General features: G+C 69.6%; 17 protein-coding genes, 1 tRNA gene and 2 pseudogenes. 4 read left to right on the forward strand and 16 right to left on the reverse strand.

Going from position 1 to position 21,193, the window contains the following annotated elements:
- The first annotated feature begins 203 nt into the window (after positions 1–203).
- On the forward strand, positions 204–1,259 hold the full coding sequence (locus IG78_RS0115505) for a LacI family DNA-binding transcriptional regulator (protein ID WP_030563374.1): 1,056 nt from the start codon (positions 204–206) through the stop codon (positions 1,257–1,259).
- An 812-nt stretch (positions 1,260–2,071) separates the two neighbouring features.
- Positions 2,072–3,292, forward strand: coding sequence for an alpha/beta hydrolase family protein (locus tag IG78_RS0115510; RefSeq protein ID WP_030563376.1), 1,221 nt, complete (start codon positions 2,072–2,074; stop codon positions 3,290–3,292).
- Between the two features lie 90 nt (positions 3,293–3,382).
- On the opposite strand, the gene IG78_RS51350 is transcribed toward IG78_RS0115510, so the two are convergent.
- From IG78_RS51350 to IG78_RS52645, 10 genes and pseudogenes are all read right to left on the reverse strand, one after another.
- Positions 3,383–3,739: a Tn3 family transposase gene (locus IG78_RS51350; RefSeq protein WP_225882020.1), complete on the reverse strand. Its 357-nt coding sequence runs from the start codon at positions 3,737–3,739 to the stop codon at positions 3,383–3,385.
- A 1,480-nt stretch (positions 3,740–5,219) separates the two neighbouring features.
- Positions 5,220–5,609, reverse strand: a pseudogene (locus tag IG78_RS51355) (DUF4158 domain-containing protein); the annotation flags it as partial.
- 91 nt (positions 5,610–5,700) lie between these two features.
- Entirely contained in the window at positions 5,701–5,985 is a 285-nt protein-coding gene (locus tag IG78_RS49190) for a hypothetical protein (RefSeq protein ID WP_157855800.1), read from the reverse strand.
- On the reverse strand, positions 5,973–6,176 hold the full coding sequence (locus IG78_RS49195; protein WP_157855801.1) for a hypothetical protein: 204 nt from the start codon (positions 6,174–6,176) through the stop codon (positions 5,973–5,975). The genes IG78_RS49190 and IG78_RS49195 overlap by 13 nt, the downstream gene beginning before the upstream one ends.
- Positions 6,173–6,637, reverse strand: coding sequence for a hypothetical protein (locus tag IG78_RS0115520; protein ID WP_051852660.1), 465 nt, complete (start codon positions 6,635–6,637; stop codon positions 6,173–6,175). Before IG78_RS0115520 ends, IG78_RS49195 begins: the two co-directional genes overlap by 4 nt.
- 129 nt (positions 6,638–6,766) lie before the next feature.
- Positions 6,767–8,020, reverse strand: coding sequence for a helix-turn-helix domain-containing protein (locus IG78_RS0115525; protein ID WP_030563380.1), 1,254 nt, complete (start codon positions 8,018–8,020; stop codon positions 6,767–6,769).
- 198 nt (positions 8,021–8,218) lie between these two features.
- A tRNA-His gene (locus tag IG78_RS0115530) sits at positions 8,219–8,291 on the reverse strand.
- Between the two features lie 110 nt (positions 8,292–8,401).
- The gene (gene orn, locus IG78_RS0115535) at positions 8,402–9,004 is read right to left on the reverse strand and encodes an oligoribonuclease (RefSeq protein WP_037685269.1); all 603 of its coding nucleotides are present in this window, start codon (positions 9,002–9,004) and stop codon (positions 8,402–8,404) included.
- Positions 9,005–9,014: 10 nt separating this feature from the next.
- Positions 9,015–10,285 (reverse strand): annotated as a pseudogene (locus IG78_RS42175) (helix-turn-helix domain-containing protein).
- A gap of 396 nt (positions 10,286–10,681) precedes the next feature.
- Complete coding sequence (locus tag IG78_RS52645; protein WP_404827682.1) at positions 10,682–11,161, reverse strand: hypothetical protein; 480 nt, start codon at positions 11,159–11,161, stop codon at positions 10,682–10,684.
- A 632-nt stretch (positions 11,162–11,793) separates the two neighbouring features.
- Here IG78_RS52645 and IG78_RS0115550 point away from each other — a divergent pair.
- Positions 11,794–12,318: a universal stress protein gene (locus IG78_RS0115550; RefSeq protein WP_030563386.1), complete on the forward strand. Its 525-nt coding sequence runs from the start codon at positions 11,794–11,796 to the stop codon at positions 12,316–12,318.
- Positions 12,319–12,620: 302 nt separating this feature from the next.
- Here the strand turns inward: IG78_RS0115550 and glmS are convergent, their stop codons facing one another.
- The 3 genes from glmS to IG78_RS0115565 form a co-directional block, all read right to left on the reverse strand.
- Positions 12,621–14,438 (reverse strand): glutamine--fructose-6-phosphate transaminase (isomerizing), encoded by a 1,818-nt coding sequence (glmS, locus tag IG78_RS0115555; protein WP_030563388.1) that lies wholly within the window; start codon positions 14,436–14,438, stop codon positions 12,621–12,623.
- 30 nt (positions 14,439–14,468) lie between these two features.
- On the reverse strand, positions 14,469–14,726 hold the full coding sequence (locus tag IG78_RS0115560) for a hypothetical protein (protein ID WP_030563390.1): 258 nt from the start codon (positions 14,724–14,726) through the stop codon (positions 14,469–14,471).
- Positions 14,727–14,790: 64 nt separating this feature from the next.
- The gene (locus tag IG78_RS0115565) at positions 14,791–15,681 is read right to left on the reverse strand and encodes a DUF4429 domain-containing protein (protein ID WP_030563392.1); all 891 of its coding nucleotides are present in this window, start codon (positions 15,679–15,681) and stop codon (positions 14,791–14,793) included.
- 124 nt (positions 15,682–15,805) lie between these two features.
- Between IG78_RS0115565 and IG78_RS0115570 the strand changes: the two genes are divergently transcribed.
- On the forward strand, positions 15,806–17,434 hold the full coding sequence (locus IG78_RS0115570; RefSeq protein WP_030563394.1) for a beta-N-acetylhexosaminidase: 1,629 nt from the start codon (positions 15,806–15,808) through the stop codon (positions 17,432–17,434).
- A 60-nt stretch (positions 17,435–17,494) separates the two neighbouring features.
- Here IG78_RS0115570 and IG78_RS0115575 read toward each other — a convergent pair whose 3' ends face one another.
- Genes IG78_RS0115575 through IG78_RS0115585 form a run of 3 tightly spaced genes read right to left on the reverse strand, consistent with a single transcriptional unit; the run spans position 17,495 to position 21,179 of the window.
- A complete protein-coding gene (locus tag IG78_RS0115575) occupies positions 17,495–19,279 on the reverse strand; it encodes an IucA/IucC family protein (RefSeq protein WP_030563395.1) in 1,785 nt (594 codons plus the stop codon).
- Positions 19,276–19,914, reverse strand: coding sequence for a GNAT family N-acetyltransferase (locus IG78_RS0115580; RefSeq protein WP_078964939.1), 639 nt, complete (start codon positions 19,912–19,914; stop codon positions 19,276–19,278). The genes IG78_RS0115575 and IG78_RS0115580 overlap by 4 nt, the downstream gene beginning before the upstream one ends.
- Positions 19,911–21,179 carry a lysine N(6)-hydroxylase/L-ornithine N(5)-oxygenase family protein gene (locus IG78_RS0115585; RefSeq protein WP_030563400.1) on the reverse strand — a complete coding sequence of 423 codons (1,269 nt, stop codon included), beginning with the start codon at positions 21,177–21,179 and terminating at the stop codon, positions 19,911–19,913. The genes IG78_RS0115580 and IG78_RS0115585 overlap by 4 nt, the downstream gene beginning before the upstream one ends.
- Positions 21,180–21,193: the final 14 nt, after the last annotated feature.

Raw genomic sequence — 21,193 nt, forward strand, 5'->3', positions numbered from 1 at the left:
AATGCCGGAATTCGGCTGGGACGGGACGTGTGGGTCGTGTAAGAGCCGGGTAGGGGTGGGAGCGCTCCCATGTGTGATGCCTTGAAGGTTCGCGGGTCGTCCCGGGGGTGTCAAGGCACCGGACACCGGGAGTTGCGGGCCGACCGTGCCGCCGCTGGTGGTCGTGGCCCTGCTGTTAGATTCGCGTCGTGGGGAGGCACTGAATGGGGAGTGGTCAGCCCAGGGGGCGCAGCGGGGGACGGCCCACGCTGGAGGAAGTGGCAGTGCGGGCGGGAGTCGGACGCGGCACCGTGTCCCGGGTGATCAACGGATCGCCCCGGGTCAGTGAGCACACGCGCGCGGCCGTCGAGGAGGCGGTGGCGGAGCTCGGCTATGTCCCGAACACGGCGGCCCGCGCGCTGGCCGCCAACCGCACGGACTCCATCGCGGTCGTGGTCCCCGAGCCGGAGTCCCGTTTCTTCTCCGAGCCGTACTTCTCGGACATCATCCACGGCGTCGGCGCGGCGCTCGCGGACACGGACATGCAGCTCCTGCTGACGTTCGCGGGTGGCGACAGGGAGCGTCGAAGCCTCGCGCAGTACTTGTCGGCGCACCGCGTGGACGGTGTCCTGCTGGTCTCCGTCCACGCCGACGACCCTCTCCCCGACCTGCTCGAGCAACTGGAGATCCCGGCCGTGATCAGCGGCCGCCGCTCGGCGGAGGAACGCCTCGCGTCGGTGGACTCCGACAACTTCGGGGGCGCGCGGGCGGCCGTCGGCCACCTGCTCTCGCGGGGCCGCCGCACGATAGCCACGATCACGGGCCGCCTGGACGTGTACGGCGCCCAGCGCCGCCTGGACGGCTACGTCGACGCGCTCACGGAGGCGGGCCACCCGCCGTCCGCGGACCTGACGGCCCACGGCGACTTCACCGAGGACGGCGGCCGCCGCGCGATGGCCGACCTCCTCGCCCGCCGCCCGGACCTGGACGCGGTCTTCGCGGGATCGGACGTCATGGCCGCGGGCGCCCGCCAGGTCCTCCGCGAGGCGGGCCGCCGCATACCGGACGACGTGGCCCTGGTCGGCTTCGACGACTCGGCCATCGCCCGCCACATGGACCCGCCCCTCACCAGTGTCCGCCAGCCCATAGCGGAGATGGGCCGCACGATGACGAACGTCCTCCTGGCCGAGATCGCCGACACCCGCCCGAGCGCGGCGCGGCGCCTTGCGCGGCAGCAGATCGTGCTGCCTACGGAGCTGGTGTGCAGGGAGTCGTCGTGACGTCGTGGTGAGGGGGCGGGTGCCCTGGGGCAGGTGTCCTGGGGCGATGGCCCGGACGCGGCTCCCTGCACGGGATCACCCCGGCGAAGGCGGAGGGTGGCATGGTGCGTACCCGAAGAGCTGCACGATCACAGCTCGTCGCGCCGACGCTTATGCGGCGGGCCGTGGGCGGGCGTGGCATCCCTCCAGGTGCAGGTAGCCGAACAGCATCCCGGCCGTTCCCATGAACAGGTGACCGCAACGTGTCCGGCTCGGCTGTGCGGTGGCAGCCGGAGCAGAACGTTTTGGGTTTCCTGGCCTGGGCCAGTGCGTGGATGTGGTCGTGGCCGAGGGTGCGGGCGGTGATGCGCGGGGCTCCATCGTGCAGAGCGGGCAGGTGGCGGCGTGATCGTGCCAGTCCAGGTATGTCGCGAGTGCCCGTGTCGGCCCTGTTCTCGTATAGCTACGGCCAACGGACATGTAGCGCTGGGTGACGCTCGGGGCTGGACCGGGTGCGAGGTACGGCGGTACGGCGATTAGCGGTAGCAGGGACTCCGCTTCGAGGTCGGCCTATTAGGCGTCTGGCGCCTGATGGCTCGTCATGGGAGTGCCGCAGTAGATAGCGCGACCCCGCCGCACGTCGCCGTCGCTGAACATCCAAAACCTACCAGCGGGTTATTTGCTTCCTGGTGTCCGAGCCGGGATTACAGAGCCTGTCCCGTAGGGGATAGGGCAGTCGGCATCCCCTACGGGCCCCGAGGGGGTTTTCCCCCTTTGCGGCCCGGGGGGTCGCTCCATGTCCCAGCGGAGCAGCCGACGGGCATAATCCATCCATGACTTTACGGCGAACAAGTATTCGGATTGTGGCTGGTGCGGCGGTCCTCGGCAGTGTGTCCGCCCTGGTGGCTCCGGTCTCGGCGGCGGCCGGCTCCCACAGTGAGCGGGTACAAGGCGGGACCGTCGTCTCCGTCGAGCAAGCGGCCGACCTTACAGCGGAGGAAGTGGCCGGGGAACTCCGGGGAAAGATCGACTCGTCCCGGGTCCGCTTTGGCGTGACCGCCTATCGGGTCACCTACCGCACCACTGACAGCGCGGGCGCCCCCACGACCGCGAGCCAGCTCGTCGTCCTGCCCAAGAACGGGGCGCGCCACCTGGCCACCGTCTCCTGGCTGCACGGCACCACCGTCTATCGCAAGGACGTCGCCTCGGAGAATCCGAAGTCGAACGACCGGCTCGTCGCCCTGCTGTTCGCCTCGACCGGGCGGGCCGTTTCGGCGCCCGACTACGTGGGCCTCGGCTCGGGCGAAGGCTTCCACCCGTACGGTGACCCTCTGGCCACCGTCGCGGCCTCGGTGGACGGCCTGCGCGCAGCCCGGACCTTCGCCCACCGGAACGGCCGGGAGTTGAAGCGGAAGGTCCAGGTCAGCGGGTTCTCGCAGGGCGGCCCCGCGACCATGTTGGTAGGCCGGGCGCTTCAGCAGGAGGGCGCCGACCGCTACTTCCGGCTGGGGGCACTCGCCCCGGTCAGCGGCCCCTACAACCTTTCGGCCTTCGAGGCCGCCGCAGCCGACGACAAGATCGCCAAATCCGGCATCTACCTCGCCTACTTCGTCACCGCCTGGAACAAGATGTACGGCCTCTACACGTCACCCGGCGACGTCTTCCGCTCCCCCTACGACAGCAAGGTGGAGGGTCTCTTCGACGGCCATCACACCGCCGGACAGATCTTCAGCGAACTCCCGGCGGCTTCCAAGGACCTGTTCACCGAGGACTTCCTGAACAAGATCCGCAAGCCCGACGGTGTCCTGAAGGACAAACTGCGTCCGATGGACAACACGTGCGACTGGCGGCCGAACGTACCGGTGGAGATCTTCCACGGCCGGGGCGACAAGGACGTCGACATCAGTCACGCGACCTACTGTGCCGACCAGTTGACGAGGAACGGCGCCGCACACCGGCTGACCGACGTCGGCGAATACGACCACAACGAATCGGTGCGGCAAGCCCTGCCCCGAATCGTCAGATTCTTCGACGAGTCGGCGAAGACCAACTGAAGCACGCCACCGGCAACGGCTGGGAGCAGAGGATGTACGCGCGGCGGCGCGTCCGCCCGACCCATGCCTCTGCCGCACGCCCGGCGCCAGTCACGCGGAGGACGCCGCGCTCTGGACCTCGGGCGTGCGCGGGCCGGGCACCGTCGCGGCCCCGGCGGCCAGGTCCAGCTCCAAGCGGCTGTTCATATCCAGCTCGAACCGACCGTAGGGGTTTACGTGCGTCCAGAACAGCGGGGACAACGCCCGCCGGTCCGCGTCGGTGAGGCTGTTGGCCCACTTCGAATCGGCGAGGACCTGCTGCATCAGCAGCGTGTTGACGTGGACCAAGGCAGATTGGAGCAGGTGCAGGGCGAGCATGGACACCTCCTGGGACTCCTTGTCCGCACCTGCGAGGTCGCCATCCTTGCCGTAGAAGAGGTCCTTGTTCGCGCTGTTCCAGTTCTCCACAACCTGCAAGCCCGTGGATCTCCTGCCGCAGCTCGACGTCGGCAAGGTAGTCGCAAACGACGGCCGTCCGTACCGCCCGCCCGAGTTCCTCGGACAAATTCTCGCGGGTGGCGACCGAGGCGAACTCGGCGATGAAGTCCGCGCCCAACTCGGCGTACTTCAAGATGTCCAGTAGGTCGATCATGCCCCAGCGCCGTTCGATCTCCGCCTTGATCGCCACCAGGGACTCGGGTTCCTCCTGCTTGCCACGCGGGGACACCTTGATCCACGACTCGCCGTGCTTCTTGACGATCGACACCCCGCCCGTGGTCCCCTCGGCCAGGGCACGGTCGAAGCGGTCCAGCGACGCCCGCAGCCTGCCCTGGAGCGCGGTGATGAACTCGTCGGCGTCCTGCGGCTGCCCCAGGGCGGCGTAGTGGACGTCCCGGTGGTCCTCGAAGTCGACGGGCAGGTCGTCCTCCGGGTTGCGCCATCGGTTCGCGCCCACTACCCAGATCTCGCGGCGCCGCAGCGCGTCCCGCAGCGACACGAGCACGCACAGCTCATACGGGATGCGCTCGACACGGCCCTTGTCGTCCACGACCGCCGCCCGCCACTGCTCGGGGACCACGCCCTCCAGCGGCACCGTCTCCGCCGGGTCGAAGAACGCGCCCTCCTTCAGCGGCTGCTCCAGGTACCGCTTCAACAAGTCGATCGCGTCCATCACCGGCCGATAGGCGGTGTTGTTGCACTTCAGTTCCAGCACCTTCAGCAGTGGCGCGAGCATCCGCCGCCAGTGCGCCGAGTACGACGAGCGCAGCACCGTACGCACCCGGGCCCTATAGCGGGCCTCGTTCGCGGCAGCCTCCGCCGCCAAGGCCTTGAGCGTCTTCTCCCCGCCGACCACAGGGAAGATCACCCGTCGCACGGTGCCGGAGGGCTCCGACAGCGCCGCCTCCGCGACCCGCAGCAGCGTCGCCTCCTTGCCGCGAACCTTTTTCAGCTCGGCCCCGAGCTCCTTCTCGACCTTCCGCTCCGCACGAGTATTGATCTTGAGCACGAGCTGGATGAACAGGTCCACCAAGGAGTCGGTGAGCTCCGTCTGCCGGACGTGGCACAGCGTGGCCAGCAGGGTCAGCCGCAGAGGCGGCTTCATGCGCTCCAGGTTCGCCGGGTACTCCTTCGACGCGCGTGCCCGCCAGGCGTCTACCAGCTTCTCCGACACGTCGGCGAACAGGTCTGCGGGCAGCTCCAGCCGCCGCACCCGCTCCAGCTTGTTCACCTCGGCCAGCAGGCTCTCCAACCCCGGCGCCCCGGGGCCGGTCTTGAGCTCAGTAAAGTGCGACCGCCCGCCCCCGGCCGTCGCGCCGTCGCCGTCGGCGCCTTCCTCCGGGCCGTCGTCCGCGACCAGGTCCTCCAGCCGCGAGCGAGTCGCCTGGCTGAGCCGGTCCATCGTGCTGCGACAGAACCGCTTCTCGAAGTCCTTCGCCGCCTTGCCCACCAGCCGCCGCACCTGCCCCGGCGCCGGCGGCTCGATGTGGTCGTTGCGGCACCGGGCCACCACTGCGGCCGCGAGCCGGTCGCGCGACAGCTCCGCCGGGCACAGCTCGGTCGCCAGCCACCCGGTCAGCCGGTCCTGGTCCTCCTCGGTGTTCGCCCGGAACCCGTACGCCGCCCGGATCTCGCCCCGGTGCCGCTGGATCGCCTTGCTCTGCCAGTCGTAGTCCGCCCACGCGGCGGCGGGCACCTTGACCTGCTGAGCCACGTACTCCACTGCGGCGGCCGGGACCTCCTTGGCCGACTCCCGGAACCGGGCCTCCACCTCGAAGAACTTCAGCAACAGCGCGAAGCCGAGCCTGGTCGTCCCGGATTTGTTCCGCACTCGCCTCATGTCGTTTCGAGTAGCGTCCAGACCTCGATCAGGTCCTCCGGCTCCCAGTCCTGCCGCACCCGTGCTCCTCTGCCCACCCGAGATCACTCGTTCAGCTCAACGAGACGCCCAGCGAGGGGAAACGACGATCACAGCAGCCACGCAGCGCTACATGTCCGTTGGCCGTAGCTATACGAGAACAGGGCCGTGTCTGGGCGTCGTAGCAGTCGCGGCAGGCGTGGGGCAGCCAGTTGCCGGAGCCGCCCAGGGCGATGCCCTGTCCGGGCCGCAGCGTGCGCGGGCACCACACGCAGGCGTTGCCGGAGTTCTGCTGTACGTCGAGCAGGGCGGCGCCGGGTACGACGAACATCCGCAAGGGGTCGGTCACGTCCCGCATCGGTTGCCTCCCGTGCGGTTCAGGTGGGCCCTGACGGCGGCGCCGCGTGCGGCATTCCACACCCGGCGCAGGCGGGTGCCCTTCGGGCAGTAATCCTCCTGTCGGCAGGGGGCGCAGGCGTTCAGGTGTCCCATGTACGACGCGTAGACCCGCGTCGCCCGTTCGTCGAGCTCCGCAGACGTGGCACTCATGACTCGACCGCCAGCGGTTCGGCCGTCGCGAGGAGCGCGGCGAGGTGGGCGGGGTCGCACAGTTGTCCGGGGTGCTGCGGTGGCACCGCCCAGAAGGTGACCGGGGAGACCTGCGTGTCGACGCGGGGCACGGCCAGGTAGATGTCCTGGCCGAGGCGCTCGGCGGACCCTTCCCAGGGAGCGTCCGGTGCGATGAGTACGTAGTACAGGCCGCTGCCCGTGCGGATGTCGCGGACGACGGGGCCGTGCAGCCAGCCCTCCAGAGCCTTGCCGACAGTCCCACGGTCGTCGCTTCCGACGGCGGCGTGGATGCGCGGGGCCGGGACGCGAAGGGCGTCGAAGCGCACACCGAGCGGCAGCAGCGCGACGCCGTGATTCGCCCACTCAGCATCGGCCTGGCGCGGCACTGGGTGTGCCGTGGCGAACCAATTGCTGATCAGCCTGCTTTTGTGCTGCCCCATCTGCCTGCACCTCCGTAGTACCAGTGATCGTTGCATCACTGAACGTAAGCGCGAAGGTGTGGGTGGAACAGTCACGGCTCATGGCTGTTGCCCTGCGGCCCTCACCGCAACAGGCACGAGACGTGACCCTTAGTCCTGCGGTCCGAAGAACGCCGCCAGATCCCTCTGCTTCGACGTCAGGTGACGCCGCTTGCTCCTGCCCAGCGCCTCGTGGAACGTCTCCTCAGCCATGCGCTGGTGCCGCAACCACTCCGGCGTCTCGGCCCACAGCGACCACAGAATGTCGGTGGCCCCGTCGCCGTCGCGCAGCATGACGTGGGCCTGCGCCACGTCGAGCAGGTGCCGTCGCATGAAGAGCAGCCCCTTCCTGCCCGCGGGCGTCGGCATCCGCTCAGCGAGCCGCAGCACACGGTCCGGCCTCTGCGCCACCAACTGGTTCTCGATGCCCTGGAACGCCACGGTGCGCCAGTCGAAACGCCCCCACGACGACACCGAGACTGCCTGCCCCGCACCGAGCGCGGCCCCTGCGGTGCGCCCGAGGCGCAGTATCTCGCGGGCGGTCTGTGGCTTGTTGTTGCGAGCAGCCGCCGCGCTTCCGTGCACCAGCAGCTTCCCCCATGCTCCGAGAGAGTGCCGGGTGGCACGCGAGATGCGCGGTTCGATGAAGTCCGCCGTGGCGGTGCTCACCTGCTCTGCCTCGTCCAAGCGTCCCTGGCGCATCAGCAGCCAGCCCTGCTGGTACACGGCCGCAGCCGCGCTCTGAGGATCGTTCACCCGGACCGCGTCCTCGATGGCGTCGCGCAGCGCGGTGTGGGCCAGGTCGTAGGCGCGGACCTGCGTCAGGTAGCGGCCGGCCATCTGGAGCGCGTCGGAACGAACCCGCAGCGCCTCGGTGTGCTCCGTTCCGCTGTCATAGTGCCGCACGGCGGCATGCGCCGCGTGCACCAGGCCCGGCAGGAGTTCGGCGACCTCGCCATAGCGGTCCTGGTGGTAGGCGGTACCGATCTCCTGGGCTGTAGCTCGCAGACGGGGGAGGTCCGGTTCAGGGGCCACCGTTTCGGGTGCGGTGACGCGGCCGGAGAAGCTGATGGGCGGTGCGACGGCCTGCCGCAGCAGCAGCAAGTCGATGTTGTCGTCGTCGCCGCGGGTACGGGAATGCGGGCCACCGGACTCGAACAGTGCTGAGGTGCGGACACCCAGCGCCCGCGCGAGCGCGTGATAGTTGTCGAGGCGAGCGGTGCCGCCGCGTTCGAGCTTCCTCACCACTCCCAGGCTCAGATTCGCGCGTTCGGCGAGACGCTCCTGGGTCAGGCCGCGGCGGAGGCGGAGTTCGCGAAGCCGCGCGCCGGGGTCTGGGGGTACGGGGGAACTCGAAGCGGGCATGCGGATGCTCCGTTCTCAAGGTCGTACTGAGAACGGTACGCCCAACGGCCGTTACCTTGTGTAGGGGCGGTTGTGCTGTTGACGCCCGGCTCGGCCAGGTTCGGCACCGCGGCCCCGGGTATCGAGAGGTGGGGGCGGCACACCTCGGAAATGATCAAGGCCCGGTCTGCTTGCGCAGGCCGAGCCTTGATCCTTCAGGGTGAGTGACGGGACTTGAACCCGCGGCCACCTGGACCACAACCAGGTGCTCTACCAACTGAGCTACACCCACCACGGGCCGGTCTTGTCGTTCTTCCGACCGGCCGAGAAAAAGTGTACAGGGTCCGAAGGGGTGCTCGCGCACGCGTTTTCCGGACCCTGTACCGAGGGCGCCCGGGAGGGTCAATCCGCGGGCAGGACGTGCTTGGACGCGATCGACTTGGCGGTGTCCGAGTCGGGGCCCGGCTGCGGGACGAAGATCGCCTCGCGGTAGTAGCGCAGCTCCGCGATGGATTCGCGGATGTCGGCCAGGGCCCGGTGGTTGCCGTTCTTGTCCGGGCTGTTGAAGTACGCCCGCGGGTACCAGCGCCGGGCCAGCTCCTTGATGGAGGAGACGTCCACGATGCGGTAGTGCAGGAAGTCCTCCAGGGTCGGCATGTCCCGCAGCAGGAAGCCGCGGTCCGTGCCGACCGAGTTGCCGCACAGCGGGGCCTTGCGGGGCTCCTTCACATGCTGCCGGATGTAGGTGAGGACCTGCTCCTCGGCGGCTGCCAGCGTGGTGCCGCCGGACAGCTCGTCGAGGAGCCCCGAGGTGGTGTGCATCTGCCGCACCACCTCGGGCATGGTCTCCAGGGCCGCGTCCGGCGGGCGGATCACGATGTCCACACCTTCGCCGAGCACGTTCAGTTCCGAGTCGGTGACCAGTGCGGCCACCTCGATAAGTGCGTCATCCGTCAACGAGAGCCCGGTCATCTCGCAGTCGATCCACACCATGCGATCGTTCATGCGCCCAACCCTACGGCGCGCTCCTCTGGCCGGGCAGGGGAGCGCGGCTCTGCGCGTAGGCCTCGGAGTGCGACCTGCCTGGGTCCATCGGCATGGACGCCGTGGCGCCGAGCGAGCTCGCGGCCGCCGTGCGCCGGGTCTGGGACGGAACGGGACCCGGTGACAGACCGGGATTCCCGCCCGGACCAGGACCGGGGCCTTCCGCCGCGACCATGGACGGCGCGGCAGCCATGGCGGCCGCCGCCGACTCCAGGGCACGCTCGCTCTGCGGCCGGCGCGCCCGGTACGCGGCGCGGTAGGCAGCGGGCGAGGAGCCGAGCTGGCGCCGGAAGTGACCGCGCAGCGCGACGGGCGAGCGGAAGCCGCAGCGCCCGGCGACCTCGTCGACGGAGTAGTCGGAGGTCTCCAGGAGCCGCTGCGCCTGCAGCACCCGCTGGGTGATCAGCCACTGCAGGGGAGCGCTCCCCGTCAGCGAGCGGAAGCGCCGGTCGAACGTGCGGCGGCTCATATAGGCGCGGGCGGCCAGAGTCTCCACGTCGAACTGCGGAGGTGCTCCAGGGCCCAGGCGACGACCTCGGCCAGCGGATCGGCGCCGATCTCCTCCGGGAGCGACCTGTCCAGGTAGCGCTCCTGGCCGCCTGCCCTGCGCGGGGGCACGACGAGCCTGCGGGCGAGCGCGCCCGCCGCCTCGTTGCCGTGGTCGGTGCGCACGATGTGCAGACAGAGATCAATTCCGGCCGCGGTGCCGGCCGACGTCAGCACATCGCCGTCGTCGACGAACAGCTCCCGCGGATCGACGTGCACGGACGGATAGCGCTTGGCGAGCGTCGGCGCGTACATCCAGTGCGTCGTCGCCGGGCGGCCGTCCAGTAAACCGGCCGCGGCCAGGACGAACGCACCGGTGCACAGGCCGACGATGCGTGCGCCCTCCTCGTGCGCGCGGCGCAGCGCGTCCAGTGCCTCAAGGGGCGGCGGCGATGTGATCGAACGCCAGGCCGGCACCACGACGGTGCCCGCCCGCGAGATCGCCTCCAACCCGTGGGGCGCGGTCAGTTCGAGGCCGCCGGTGGTCCGCAGCGGCCCCTCCTCGCCGGCACATACAAGCAGCCGGTAGCGAGGCACTCCCGCGTCCTGTCGGTCAATACCGAACACGGAGAGTGGTATGGAACTCTCGAAGATGGGACCACCGCTGAAGAGCAGCACCGCGACGATTTCCCGGCGGCGCCGCCCGGAGAGTTTCCGCGCCGCGGCTTCCTGCACGGCAGTGGAGTCGTGGCTCATGGCGCTAAGCCCCCCTCGGTGGTCGCGGCTCCCTGTTCTTGACGTGCTTCCTGGGCCTGTCGCTCCTGCACGTTTCCCCTCGGTCCTCCACCAGTCCCCCGCCGTACTACAGTCAAGATCGAATCTACTGCGTCATGTGACGCCGCTGTGACCAGTTCAGCACCCGGCGCATTGTCGACATGGCAACTTGGCGTGAAGCATTCGATCACGAAGCGTCGCACTCGTGGAGCGCCCAGGGAAGTACGCCTCGTGCCAGTGGCCGGTCAACGTAGGGTGCAGAGCCCTTTCGTGCTCCTTTCACCCCTGGTGGGACGTGGGTTGACCCCCCGTTCGGCCACGGAATGCCGACGGCTGGGAAGTTGGCTGAAAACATTCGGAGAAGTGCGTGGGAATCAGTCAGTCCACCGGCGCACCCGATCCCGTCCCGCGGCCGCCCCGATGCGCCCCCGACGCCGGCCGCCGACGCCGATCCCTGCCGCCCGCGGACCGCTGTGCCCGGGCCCGTGCCGCCCCGCGCTCGGACTGCTGAAGCAGCACCCGGCACACCCCGGTCACGGCCGCGAGGCCCAGGGCCGCCCCGCCCGCACCGGCCAGGGAGGTCCCGTACCCCACCAGGACGACGGGAACCAGAACGCACGAGAAAGCGGCCCACCGGACCACGTCGCTCGCCGACTCCTGCGGAGCGGTGGACGGCGGCCGGGCGGGCCGGGGACCGGGAACCCCGGTGCTCCCGGCGCCCCAGCCCTCCTCGGCGCCCCGGCGTGCGCGCGCCCCCTGGCGGGTCTCTTCGCGCGCCCCCTGACGCGCCCCTTCGCGCGCCCTGTCGGGGGCCCGGCGGCGGCCTGTGGCTGGGGCGGCGCTGGACGGTCCTGGCACGGAATGCTCCCTGCGGCGGTGGTGGAGGGACTGCCCGACGGGTCGGTTGCGTCGGTCGGATCGGTGCGGCATCGCGGCGATTCCGGTGCGGCGTTGCGTTGCTCTCAGTAGGCCTCGATTCGCTCTCGGTGCGGCATCGCGTCCATCGCGGATGTCTCCGAAAGAGTGGTTTCCCGGGTTCAACGCGTGGCCGACCCGCCGGTCACTGGCCGGAAGGGACCGCGCGCGCGAACCGGTCGCAAACCGCCTGTACGGGGCAGCCGCCATTGCGATCCCGGCCCCGCTCATGCATGCTCCGGTGAATGCCGCGAGGCCGCACCGAGGCCTCACCCGGGCCCGTAGGGGACCGGGCGGTGCCCGGGACCGCCCCGGGGCAGATCTGGGCAAGGGAGGAGTGCCGCCGTACCCTTGGGGGTAAGGGGTTGGGAAGATGATTACCGGACAAGCGTCCGGTTTCCGCGTCGTCCCAGCCGCGCGGTCCCAGCCGTGTCGTTCCGCATGCGTAACCGCGGCGTCCGACCTGCTCAGCCGCTCCCTACCGTGCACCTACCCGGCACCGCACCCTCGCTCCGCCCACCGCGCACCTGAAAAACGCCGACCCTCCCACAGAGGACTCCTTCGCCGAGACACCGATGGCCGGTCACGAATACTTCGAACCCGCGGACCGCAAACGGCAGGTCGCCGATCCGAGCGCGACCCCCCGAGCGGCGGAACAACCACGTCATTCCTGCGATCCCGCCTTCCGGCACGGTGTCGTCGTCGGCTTCGACGGCTCGACGTCCAGTGAGCGCGCCCTCGCCTACGCGATCGGGATGGCCCATCGCTCCGGCTCCGGTCTGATCATCGTGCATGTCGCCAACCGGTTGCCCACCACCGTCTGGGCGGGCTGCGAGCCCCCGGTCTTCGTCGACGTGCCGGACCACCGCACCGAGGTCCTCGGCCTCGAGCTGGCCTGCGCGGACTATCTGGCGGAGGTCCCCTGGATCCTGGTCGAGCGCGGCGGCGACATCTGCCACGAGCTCGAAGAGGTGGGCCGCGAGTACTCCGCGGACGCCATCGTCGTCGGCTCCACCCACGGCATCGTGGGGCGCATCTTCGGCTCCGTCGCGGGCCGGCTCGCGCGCCGTGCGCAACGCCCCGTCGTCGTCATTCCCTGACGCCGTCCGCACCCGCGCGCCCCGCCGCCTTCCGGGCTTCCCCGACGTCGCCCGTGCCAGGTGGGACAAGGGTTTCGCGGCAGCGGTCCCGGTGCGCCGACGCATAAATCTACTCGTGCGTAGGGGTGGCTCGCGCCCTTGTGAAGGGTACGTATTGGGCGCCGGTCGGTGACGGCTTCCGGCGACGAGAGCGCGGGCCGAGGTAATGGGCGACCCCGGTCCCTCGAAGAGTGATCCCCTGTACGCCTGGTGGCACGTACAGGGGATCACTCATGGGCGGCTGCCGCGGCCCGGGCGGATCTCTACTCCACCGTGACGGACTTCGCCAGGTTGCGCGGCTTGTCGATGTCCCGGCCGAGGGCCAGGGCCGTGTGGTAGGCGAGGAGCTGGAGCGGGATGCCCATCAGGATCGGGTCCAGCTCGTCCTCGTTCTTCGGGACGACGATCGTGTGGTCCGCCTTCTCCTGCTCCCGGTGGGCGACCGCGAGGATCCGGCCACTGCGGGCCTTGATCTCCTCCAGGGCGGCGCGGTTCTTCTCCAGGAGGTCGTCGTCGGGGACGATCGCGACCGTCGGCAGGGCGGGCTCGATCAGGGCGAGCGGGCCGTGCTTCAGCTCGGAGGCGGGGTAGGCCTCGGCGTGGATGTAGGAGACCTCCTTGAGCTTCAGGGAGGCCTCGCGGGCCACCGGATAGCCGCGTACGCGCCCGATGAAGAGCATCGACTTGGCCTCGGCGAACTCCTGCGCGAGCTTCTTGATCTCGTCCTCGCGCGCCAGCATCTCCTCGATCTGCGCGGGCAGTTGGCGCAGCCCCGCGATGATCCGCTTGCCGTCGGAGACCGACAGGTCACGGATGCGGCCCAGGTGCAGGGCGAGAAGGGCGAAGGCGACGGTGGTGTTGGTGAAGCACTTGGTGGAGACGACGCAGACCTCCGGGCCCGCGTGTACGTACACACCCGCGTCCGCCTCACGGGCGATCGCGGAGCCGACGACGTTGACGATGCCGAAGACCCGGGCGCCCTTGCGCTTGAGCTCCTGCACGGCGGCGAGGACGTCGTAGGTCTCGCCGGACTGCGAGACGGCGACGTACAGGGTGTCGGGGTCGACGACCGCGTTGCGGTAGCGGAACTCCGACGCGGGCTCGGCGTCGGCGGGGATGCGGGCCAGCTCCTCGATCATCTGGGCGCCGATCATGCCCGCGTGGTACGAGGTGCCGCAGCCGAGGATCTTGACGCGGCGCACCTTGCGGGCGTCGTGCGCGTCCAGGTTGAGGCCGCCGAGGTGCACGGTGGAGAAGCGGTCGTCGATGCGGCCGCGCAGCACGCGGTCCACGGCCTCGGCCTGCTCGAAGATCTCCTTGTGCATGTACGTGTCGTGGCCGCCCATGTCGTACGACTCGGCCTCCCACTCCACGGTGGTCGGCTCGGCCGAGGTGCGCGAACCCTCGGTCGTGTACGTGCGGTAGTCGTCGGCCTTGATGGTGGCCATCTCGCCGTCGTCGAGGGTGACGACCTGGCGGGTGTGGGAGACCAGGGCGGCGACGTCGGAGGCGACGAACATCTCCTTCTCGCCGATGCCGAGGACGACGGGCGAGCCGTTGCGGGCGACCACGATGCGGTCTTGGAAGTCGGCGTGCAGGACGGCGATGCCGTATGTGCCCTCGATGTGCCGCAGGGCCTCGCGTACCCGGTCCTCCAGCTTCTCGGCCTCGGAGCGGGCGATGAGGTGGGTGAGGACCTCGGTGTCGGTCTCGGAGAGGAACTCGACGCCGTCGGCGATCAGCTTCGCGCGCAGCTCGGAGGCGTTGTCGATGATGCCGTTGTGGACGACGGCGACCTTGCCCGAGGCGTCCAGGTGCGGGTGGGCGTTCTCGTCGGACGGGGCGCCGTGGGTGGCCCAGCGGGTGTGGGCGATGCCGGTGGTGCCCGTGAAGCGCTTGGGTACGCGGGCCTCCAGGTCACGGACGCGGCCCTTGGCCTTGACCATCTTCAGGCCGGTGGCCTTCGGCCCGGTGATCACGACGCCCGCGGAGTCGTAACCGCGGTACTCCAGGCGCTGCAGGCCCTCCAGGAGCAGTGGGGCGACATCACGCTTGCCGATGTATCCGACAATTCCGCACATAAGGGTCCCTTGGGTGAGGTGGGGATGGGTCTAGCCGTAGACGATGCGCCGCAACTGTCTGAGTGTGAGCTCGGGCGGTGCCACGGCGCGGTACCGCAGGTCCGCCGCGATCCGCTCGAAGATCTCCGCGTTCACCAGGCCCTGACCCTGGAGTTCGCGGTGGCGGCGGCGGACATAGCTCTCGGCGGTCTCGTCGAAGTAGGCGAGCACGTCCTGGATCACCCGTAGCGCCTCACCCCGCTGGAGCGGGGTGGAGCGGGTCAGGTGATCGACAAGTTCCTCGTGCACCCGTTGATCCTGGAACACCGAAGGGTCTTACGCAAGAAACCTGCCCGATATCGGGCAGGATCGCTTACATCCGCTTGAGCACCGCCTGCTTGGCCGTGGCGAACTCCTCGTCGGTCAGGACGCCGCTCTGGCGCAGCTCACCCAGCTCGCGCAGGCGGCGCAGGAGCGCGTCGTGGTCGTCCTCGGCGGCGGCGGGGCCGGGCTGCGCGCTCCCCGTGTCCACGGGTCCGGCCGTCATCGCGGGCTCGGGCCTCGCGGCCGGGTGCGGAAGGCGGGCCTGCACCGCCGCCGCGACGAGTGCCATCAGCGGGTCCTTCTTGAAGCCCCACAGCTCGACGGAGTTCGGGTCGTACTTCGGCGGCGCCTTGGTGGGGGAGTTCCGTACCGCGAAGCGCAGATAGCCGTTCTCCAGGCCTATGGCGGGCTGCCACTCCACCGCCGAGACATCGGCCAGGGCGATCGTGCGGGTGCCCGCCGCGGCCTTGGCCTCCTCCGTCTTCCAGTTCCACTCCAGGCGGACGCGCTCCCCGTCGAAGCTCACCGTGGCGTCACCGGCGGCGACCTGGAGCGGCACGGAGGGGCCCGGCAGCAGATAGCCGGCACAGTTGTCGGCGGGGACCTGTTCGAGCAGCAGCGCGTTGCGGACCTCGTCGACCATGTACTCCGCGACGCCGTGACGGTCGGCCTCGACGATGAGCTGGTAAGGGTCGGAGGAGTCCGCGAGCTTGCCGCCCGTCGCCTGGAGCAGGGGGTCCGCGCCGTCCCGCAGCCGCAGCCGCAGACGGCCGCTCTTCTTGCCCTGCTCGAAGGCGATGCCGGTCAACGCCGCGAGCGGCAGGGTGAGTTCGCCGAGGGTCTTGCGCAGCAGGGAGACGCTCTTGTCGTGGCCCGGCACAAGCCGCAGCGTCTCTCCGTCGAAGGTCCAGGTCCCGTCGCGCTGGATGATTTCCGCCATGGGGGGATTCTCGCACCGCGGCTGCGCCAGGTGGTCTACACCTTGACCCGGTCTGGGGTGCGCGGTACGCATGATGACGGTTCGTCCGCGTCACATCCGCGTCGCCCGGTGAAGGGACCCGCTTGTGAGACAGCACCACGGAACGGCCTGTGTCCTCGGTTCACTCCTGCTGATCGCCGCCGCCGGCACGTCGTCGTCGGCGACCACCGCGGGATCCGCCCCCGCCTCCGCCGCCGCTCGGACCGCGCCCGTACCACTCGGCCGGGTCGTACCCGCGCCGCTGGCCGTCGAGCCCGGCGGCCCCGGGTTCGAGATCACCGCCAAGACCCGCATCCGCGTCGGCAGCGGCAACGCCGATGAGCGCCGCGTCGGCGAGTACCTCGCGGGCATCCTGCGCCCCTCGACGGGCTACCGGCTCCCGGTCACCGACCGCGACGGCGGCGACGGCATCATCCGGCTGCGCATCAGCGCCGAGCCCGCGAACAAGGCGCTCGGCGACGAGGGCTACCGCGTCATCTCCACGCGCGGCTCCCTCACCATCACCTCCTGGACGTCCACGGGCCTGTTCCACGGCGTGCAGACGGTGCGCCAGCAACTGCCCGCCGCCGTGGAGAGGAGGACGCCGCAGCGCGGCCCGTGGCGGATCGCGGGCGGCACCATCAGGGACATGCCGCGCTACGCCTACCGCGGTTCGATGCTGGACGTGTCCCGGCACTTCTTCCCCGTCGACCACGTCAAGCGCTACATCGACCAACTGGCGCTGTACAAGATGAACAAGCTGCATCTGCATCTGAGCGACGACCAGGGCTGGCGGATCGCGATCGACTCCTGGCCCCGGCTCGCCACGTACGGCGGGTCCACGCAGGTCGGCGGCGGCCCCGGCGGCTACTACACGAAGGACCAGTACAAGGACATCGTCGCCTACGCGGCGTCCCGCGGACTCCAGGTGATCCCCGAGATCGACACGCCGGGCCACACCAACGCCGCGCTCGCCTCGTACGCGGAGCTGAACTGCGACGGCGTGGCGCCGCCGCTGTACACCGGCACCGAGGTCGGCTTCAGCTCGCTGTGCGTCAACAAGGACATCACGTACGACTTCGTGGACGACGTGGTCAGGGAGCTGGCCGCGCTCACACCCGGCGGGACCGTGCACATCGGCGGTGACGAGGCGCACTCCACGAGCCACGAGGACTTCGTGACGTTCATGGGCAAGGTGCAGCCCCTCGTCACCAAGTACGGCAAGTCCGTGATGGGCTGGCACCAGTTGGCGGGCGCGCACCCGGTGCCGGGCGCCGTCGCGCAGTACTGGGGCTACGACCGCACCGGCCAGGCCGAGCGCGACCAGGTCGTGAACGCGGCGAGGAACGGCACCAAGCTGGTCCTCTCCCCGGCCGACCGCTCCTACCTCGACCACAAGTACGACAAGGACACCAAGCTCGGCCTGTCGTGGGCGGGCTATGTGGAGGTGCAGCGGTCCTACGACTGGGACCCGGGCACGTATCTGAAGGGCGCGCCCGCCGACGCCGTCCTCGGTGTCGAGGCACCGCTGTGGACGGAGACCCTGTCGACGCCCGCGCAGCTCGACTACATGGCGTTCCCGCGGCTTCCCGGCATCGCCGAGCTCGGCTGGTCGCCCGCGGCCGCGCACGACTGGGGCAAGTACCGCACCCGGCTCGCGGAGCAGGCACCGCGCTGGGACGCCCTCGGCATCGGCTACTACAAGTCGCCGCAGGTGCCCTGGCCGTACAGGTAGCAGGCGGGGCGGGGCTCCGGAGGACCGTCTCCGGAGCCCCGCCCGGTCTGTGGTTCGCCCCTAGGCGATCGGGTTCTTCAGCGTCCCGATCAACTGGAGGGCGCCCGCCGGGTCGGCGAGGTCCAGCATCTGCTCGTTGTCGCGCAACTGGAGCCGGTTCAGGCAGGACAGCGCGAACTCCGGGGCGAACATGTCGTACTGGCGGAACTTGTCGGCCAGTTCGGGCATGGAGTGCTGGTAGTCGCGTACGCACTCCGCGACCGTGCGCCAGAAGGCGTCCTCCTCGATCAGCCCCGCCGTGACGAGGTCCGCCGCCAGGAAGCGGAAGAAGCAGTCGAAGACGTCGGTGAAGATCGACAGGAGTTTGCGGTCCTCGGGCACCTCGACGCGGATGCGCTCCACCTCGGGCGGCAGGACCGCCGTCGGGTCCATCACCGCGATCTCCTCGGCGATGTCCTTGAACAGGGCGCGCTGCACCACGCCGTCCTTCAGGACCAGGATCACGTTCTCGCCGTGCGGCATGAACACCAGGTCGTAGGCGTAGAAGCTGTGCAGGAGCGGCGTCAGATAGGCGCGCAGATAACGGCGCAGCCACGCGGTGGGGGCGAGGCCCGAGCGCTCGATCAGGGCGCCCGCGAAGGACGCGCCGTCGCGGTCGGTGTGCAGCAGCGACGCCATGGTGGCGAGCTGCTCGCCCTCGCCGAGGGAGGGCACCGGGCTCTCGCGCCACAGCGCGGCGAGCATTTTCCGGTAGGGCGAGTAGCGGTCGGTGGCGGCCTCGTACTCCAGGTGCCGGTAGCCGACGGCGGCGCGTTCACGGATGATGCCGAGACCGGTGGACTTCAGCACCTCGTCGGAGGCGACGAGGCCCGCGAGCCAGTCGTTGATGGCCGGTGTCGCCTTCATGTACGCCGCCGAGAGACCGCGCATGAAGCCCATGTTGATGACGGAGAGCGCCGTCTTCACATAGTGCTTCGCGGGGTCGGACGCGTTGAAGAACGTCCGGATGGACTGCTGTGCCAGATACTCGTCGTCGCCCTCGCCCAGGCACACCAGGCGCCGGTCGGCGACCTCGGCGGCGAAGGTGACGGACAGCTTGTTCCACCACTGCCAGGGATGGGCGGGGATCAGCAGATAGTCGGCCGGGTCGAGGTCCTGGGCGCGCAGGACGGCGTCGAAGCGGGCCAGGGTCCCGGCGCCCAGCTCGGCGCGGAGGAACGACTCGTACTCAAGCCCCTCGCCCGCGGTGAACGCGGCCCGGTCGCGGCGGGCGGCGAGCCAGATGAGCCGGACGGGGCTCGCGGTCTCGGGGGCGTACGAGAGGTACTCGTGCACGCCGAAGCCGAGCCGTCCGTTGTTCGCGACGAAGCAGGGGTGGCCCTCGGTCATGCCGGTCTCGATCTCCTGGAAACCGGCACGGACCAGCTCGGCGGCGCTGATGTGCGGCTTGGCGAGCTTGAAGCACGTACCGGCGAGGGTGGAGGAGATCTCCTCCAGGTAGACCGGCAGGATCTTGTCGCTCAGACCCAGAGCGCCACGCAGCTCCGTGAAGAACTCCAGGGCGTTCAGCGGCAGTTCGGTGCCGTCCCGGTGCCGGGTGATGGAGGCGGCGTCTACCTGCCAGTGGTCGAGGGCGTACAGGCGCGCGGCGAAGCGGTAGCGGGTCTGCCCGTCGTCGCTGCGTACGACGTACCGGCCCGCCCCGAGGTCCTCAGGACGGAGCAGCCGCTCGTGCGCGAACTCGGCGAGCGCCTTGCGGATCAGGAGCCGGTTGGCCTCGGCCCAGCGCTCCGGGGTCAGATGGTCCACGGCCGCCGCGAGGGGCGCCAGGGGGGTGCGGGTCATGACGATGCTCCAGATACTGCGGTGGGTCGTGCGGCCACGGCGTGGCGCACCACGGCCGCCTCGAACTGCTCGCGGGTGCAGAAGCTGAGCAGGGCCCGCTTCTCCGGTTTGTCGATCTCGCGCTCGGGCACGAAGCCGACGGTTTCGTTGAGGCGGTGCACGGCCGTGTTGGTGACGTCGGGCTCGACGACGACGCGCTGGGTCCGCGGGTCGGCGAACAGGTGCTCCATCACCGTGGTGATGACGGCCCGGGTGAAGCCGTGCACGGGCCGGTCGGTGGGGGCGACGAGGAAGTGCATGCCGACGTCGCCGGGCTCCGGCTCGTACAGGCCGACGAGCTCGATGTACCGGGGGTCGTAGCGCTCCATCAGGAACGCGGGCTCCCCGTCGTGCAGGCCCACGTACGCGTCGTGGTGCTCGCTGGCGGCGATGCCCATGTACTCGCGTTCGATGTCCGGCAGCGTCGCGTCCTGGAGCAGCCAGAAGGCCGACTTGGGGTGGGTGACCCAGGAGTGCACGAGTCCGGCGTCCTCGAAGGGGTCGAGCGGCCGCAGCGCGAGGGTCCCGACCCGGGCGGCGGCGTCGTTCCCGGCCCGGGCCGCGGCTTGGTTCCCGGCCCGTCTCGTCCGGCTCATACGGCGAACTCCTGGAAGGCGATGGACTTCTCGACCGGATAGACCTCGCGGCCCGCGATCTCGCGGATGATGTACGCGTTGCGGTACGGGCCCATGCCCAGGTCGGGGCTGGTCACGGAGTGGGCGTGGACGGCGGCGTTCTGGAGGAAGACGCCGCGCCCGGTGGTGTCGACGGAGTAGTTGCGGGCCACGTCGAAGCGCCCGCGCCCGTCGAAGCGCAGGTGCTCGCGCAGCGGCTCCAGGAAGGCGGGGACGGCGTACCGGTAACCGGTGGCGAGCACGAGCCCCTCGGTCGTCATCTCGAAGTCCTTGTCCTGCTCCTCCTGGCGCAGTCCGAGGGTGTAGACGCCGTTCTCGTACCGGGCCGAGCGCAGGGCGGAACGGGTGAGCAGCCGGGTGGGAACGGGCCCGTCCAGAGTCTTCTGGTACAGCAGATCGAAAATGGCGTCGATCAGCTCCCCGTCGATGCCCTTGAAGAGACTCTTCTGCTCGCTCTCGAGGCGATAACGGGTGTCCTCGGGCAGCGCGTGGAAGTAGTCGATGTACTCCGGAGAAGTCATCTCCAGGGTCAGTTTGGTGTACTCCAGCGGGAAGAACCGCGGGGAGCGGGTGACCCAGTTGAGCCGATAGCCATGGACGTCCATCTCGCTCAGCAGATCCTGATAGATCTCCGCGGCGCTCTGACCGCTCCCGACGATCGTGATGGAGTTCTTCTTCTGCAACTCTTCCTTGTGCTCCAGGTAGCGCGAGTTGTGGAGGAAGTCGCCGCCGAGGCCCTTGCAGGCGTCGGGAATGTGTGGCGGGGTGCCGGTGCCGAGGACGAGGTGGCGGGCATGGAGGACCTCGCCGGAGGCAGTGGTGACGCGATAGACCCGCTGCTCGTCCTCGTACGCCACACTCGTCACCGTCGTACCGAAACGCACGGAGGAGAGTTTCGCGGCGGCCCAGCGGCAGTAGTCGTTGTATTCGCGGCGCAGCGGATAGAAGTTCTCACGGATGTAGAACGAATAGAGCCGTCCGGATTCCTTCAGATAATTCAGGAAGGAGTACGGGGATGTGGGGTCGGCGAGGGTGACCAGATCGGACATGAACGGTGTCTGGAGGTGGGCGCCCTCCAGGAACATGCCCGAGTGCCATTCGAAGTCCGGCTTGGACTCCAGGAAGAGCCCGTTCAGCTCGTCGAGGGGTTCGGTGAGGCAGGCGAGGCCGAGGTTGAAGGGCCCGAGGCCGATGCCGACGAAGTCGTAGGTGACGCCCGCGTTCATGTTCTTAGGCGTCG

The sequence above is a fragment of the Streptomyces aureocirculatus genome (assembly GCF_000720475.1).
Lineage (GTDB): Bacteria > Actinomycetota > Actinomycetes > Streptomycetales > Streptomycetaceae > Streptomyces > Streptomyces aureocirculatus.

What these genes read in the sequence shown, in the direction of transcription:
- IG78_RS0115505 (WP_030563374.1), top strand. Translation starts at nt 204, where the DNA reads ATGGGGAGTGGTCAGCCCAGGGGGCGCAGCGGGGGACGGCCCACGCTG.
- IG78_RS0115510 (WP_030563376.1), top strand. Translation starts at nt 2,072, where the DNA reads ATGACTTTACGGCGAACAAGTATTCGGATTGTGGCTGGTGCGGCGGTC.
- IG78_RS49190 (WP_157855800.1), bottom strand. Translation starts at nt 5,985, where the DNA reads ATGCGGGACGTGACCGACCCCTTGCGGATGTTCGTCGTACCCGGCGCC.
- IG78_RS49195 (WP_157855801.1), bottom strand. Translation starts at nt 6,176, where the DNA reads ATGAGTGCCACGTCTGCGGAGCTCGACGAACGGGCGACGCGGGTCTAC.
- IG78_RS0115520 (WP_051852660.1), bottom strand. Translation starts at nt 6,637, where the DNA reads ATGGGGCAGCACAAAAGCAGGCTGATCAGCAATTGGTTCGCCACGGCA.
- IG78_RS0115525 (WP_030563380.1), bottom strand. Translation starts at nt 8,020, where the DNA reads ATGCCCGCTTCGAGTTCCCCCGTACCCCCAGACCCCGGCGCGCGGCTT.
- orn (WP_037685269.1), bottom strand. Translation starts at nt 9,004, where the DNA reads ATGAACGATCGCATGGTGTGGATCGACTGCGAGATGACCGGGCTCTCG.
- IG78_RS0115550 (WP_030563386.1), top strand. Translation starts at nt 11,794, where the DNA reads ATGGCCGGTCACGAATACTTCGAACCCGCGGACCGCAAACGGCAGGTC.
- glmS (WP_030563388.1), bottom strand. Translation starts at nt 14,438, where the DNA reads ATGTGCGGAATTGTCGGATACATCGGCAAGCGTGATGTCGCCCCACTG.
- IG78_RS0115565 (WP_030563392.1), bottom strand. Translation starts at nt 15,681, where the DNA reads ATGGCGGAAATCATCCAGCGCGACGGGACCTGGACCTTCGACGGAGAG.
- IG78_RS0115575 (WP_030563395.1), bottom strand. Translation starts at nt 19,279, where the DNA reads ATGACCCGCACCCCCCTGGCGCCCCTCGCGGCGGCCGTGGACCATCTG.
- IG78_RS0115580 (WP_078964939.1), bottom strand. Translation starts at nt 19,914, where the DNA reads ATGAGCCGGACGAGACGGGCCGGGAACCAAGCCGCGGCCCGGGCCGGG.
- IG78_RS0115585 (WP_030563400.1), bottom strand. Translation starts at nt 21,179, where the DNA reads ATGAACGCGGGCGTCACCTACGACTTCGTCGGCATCGGCCTCGGGCCC.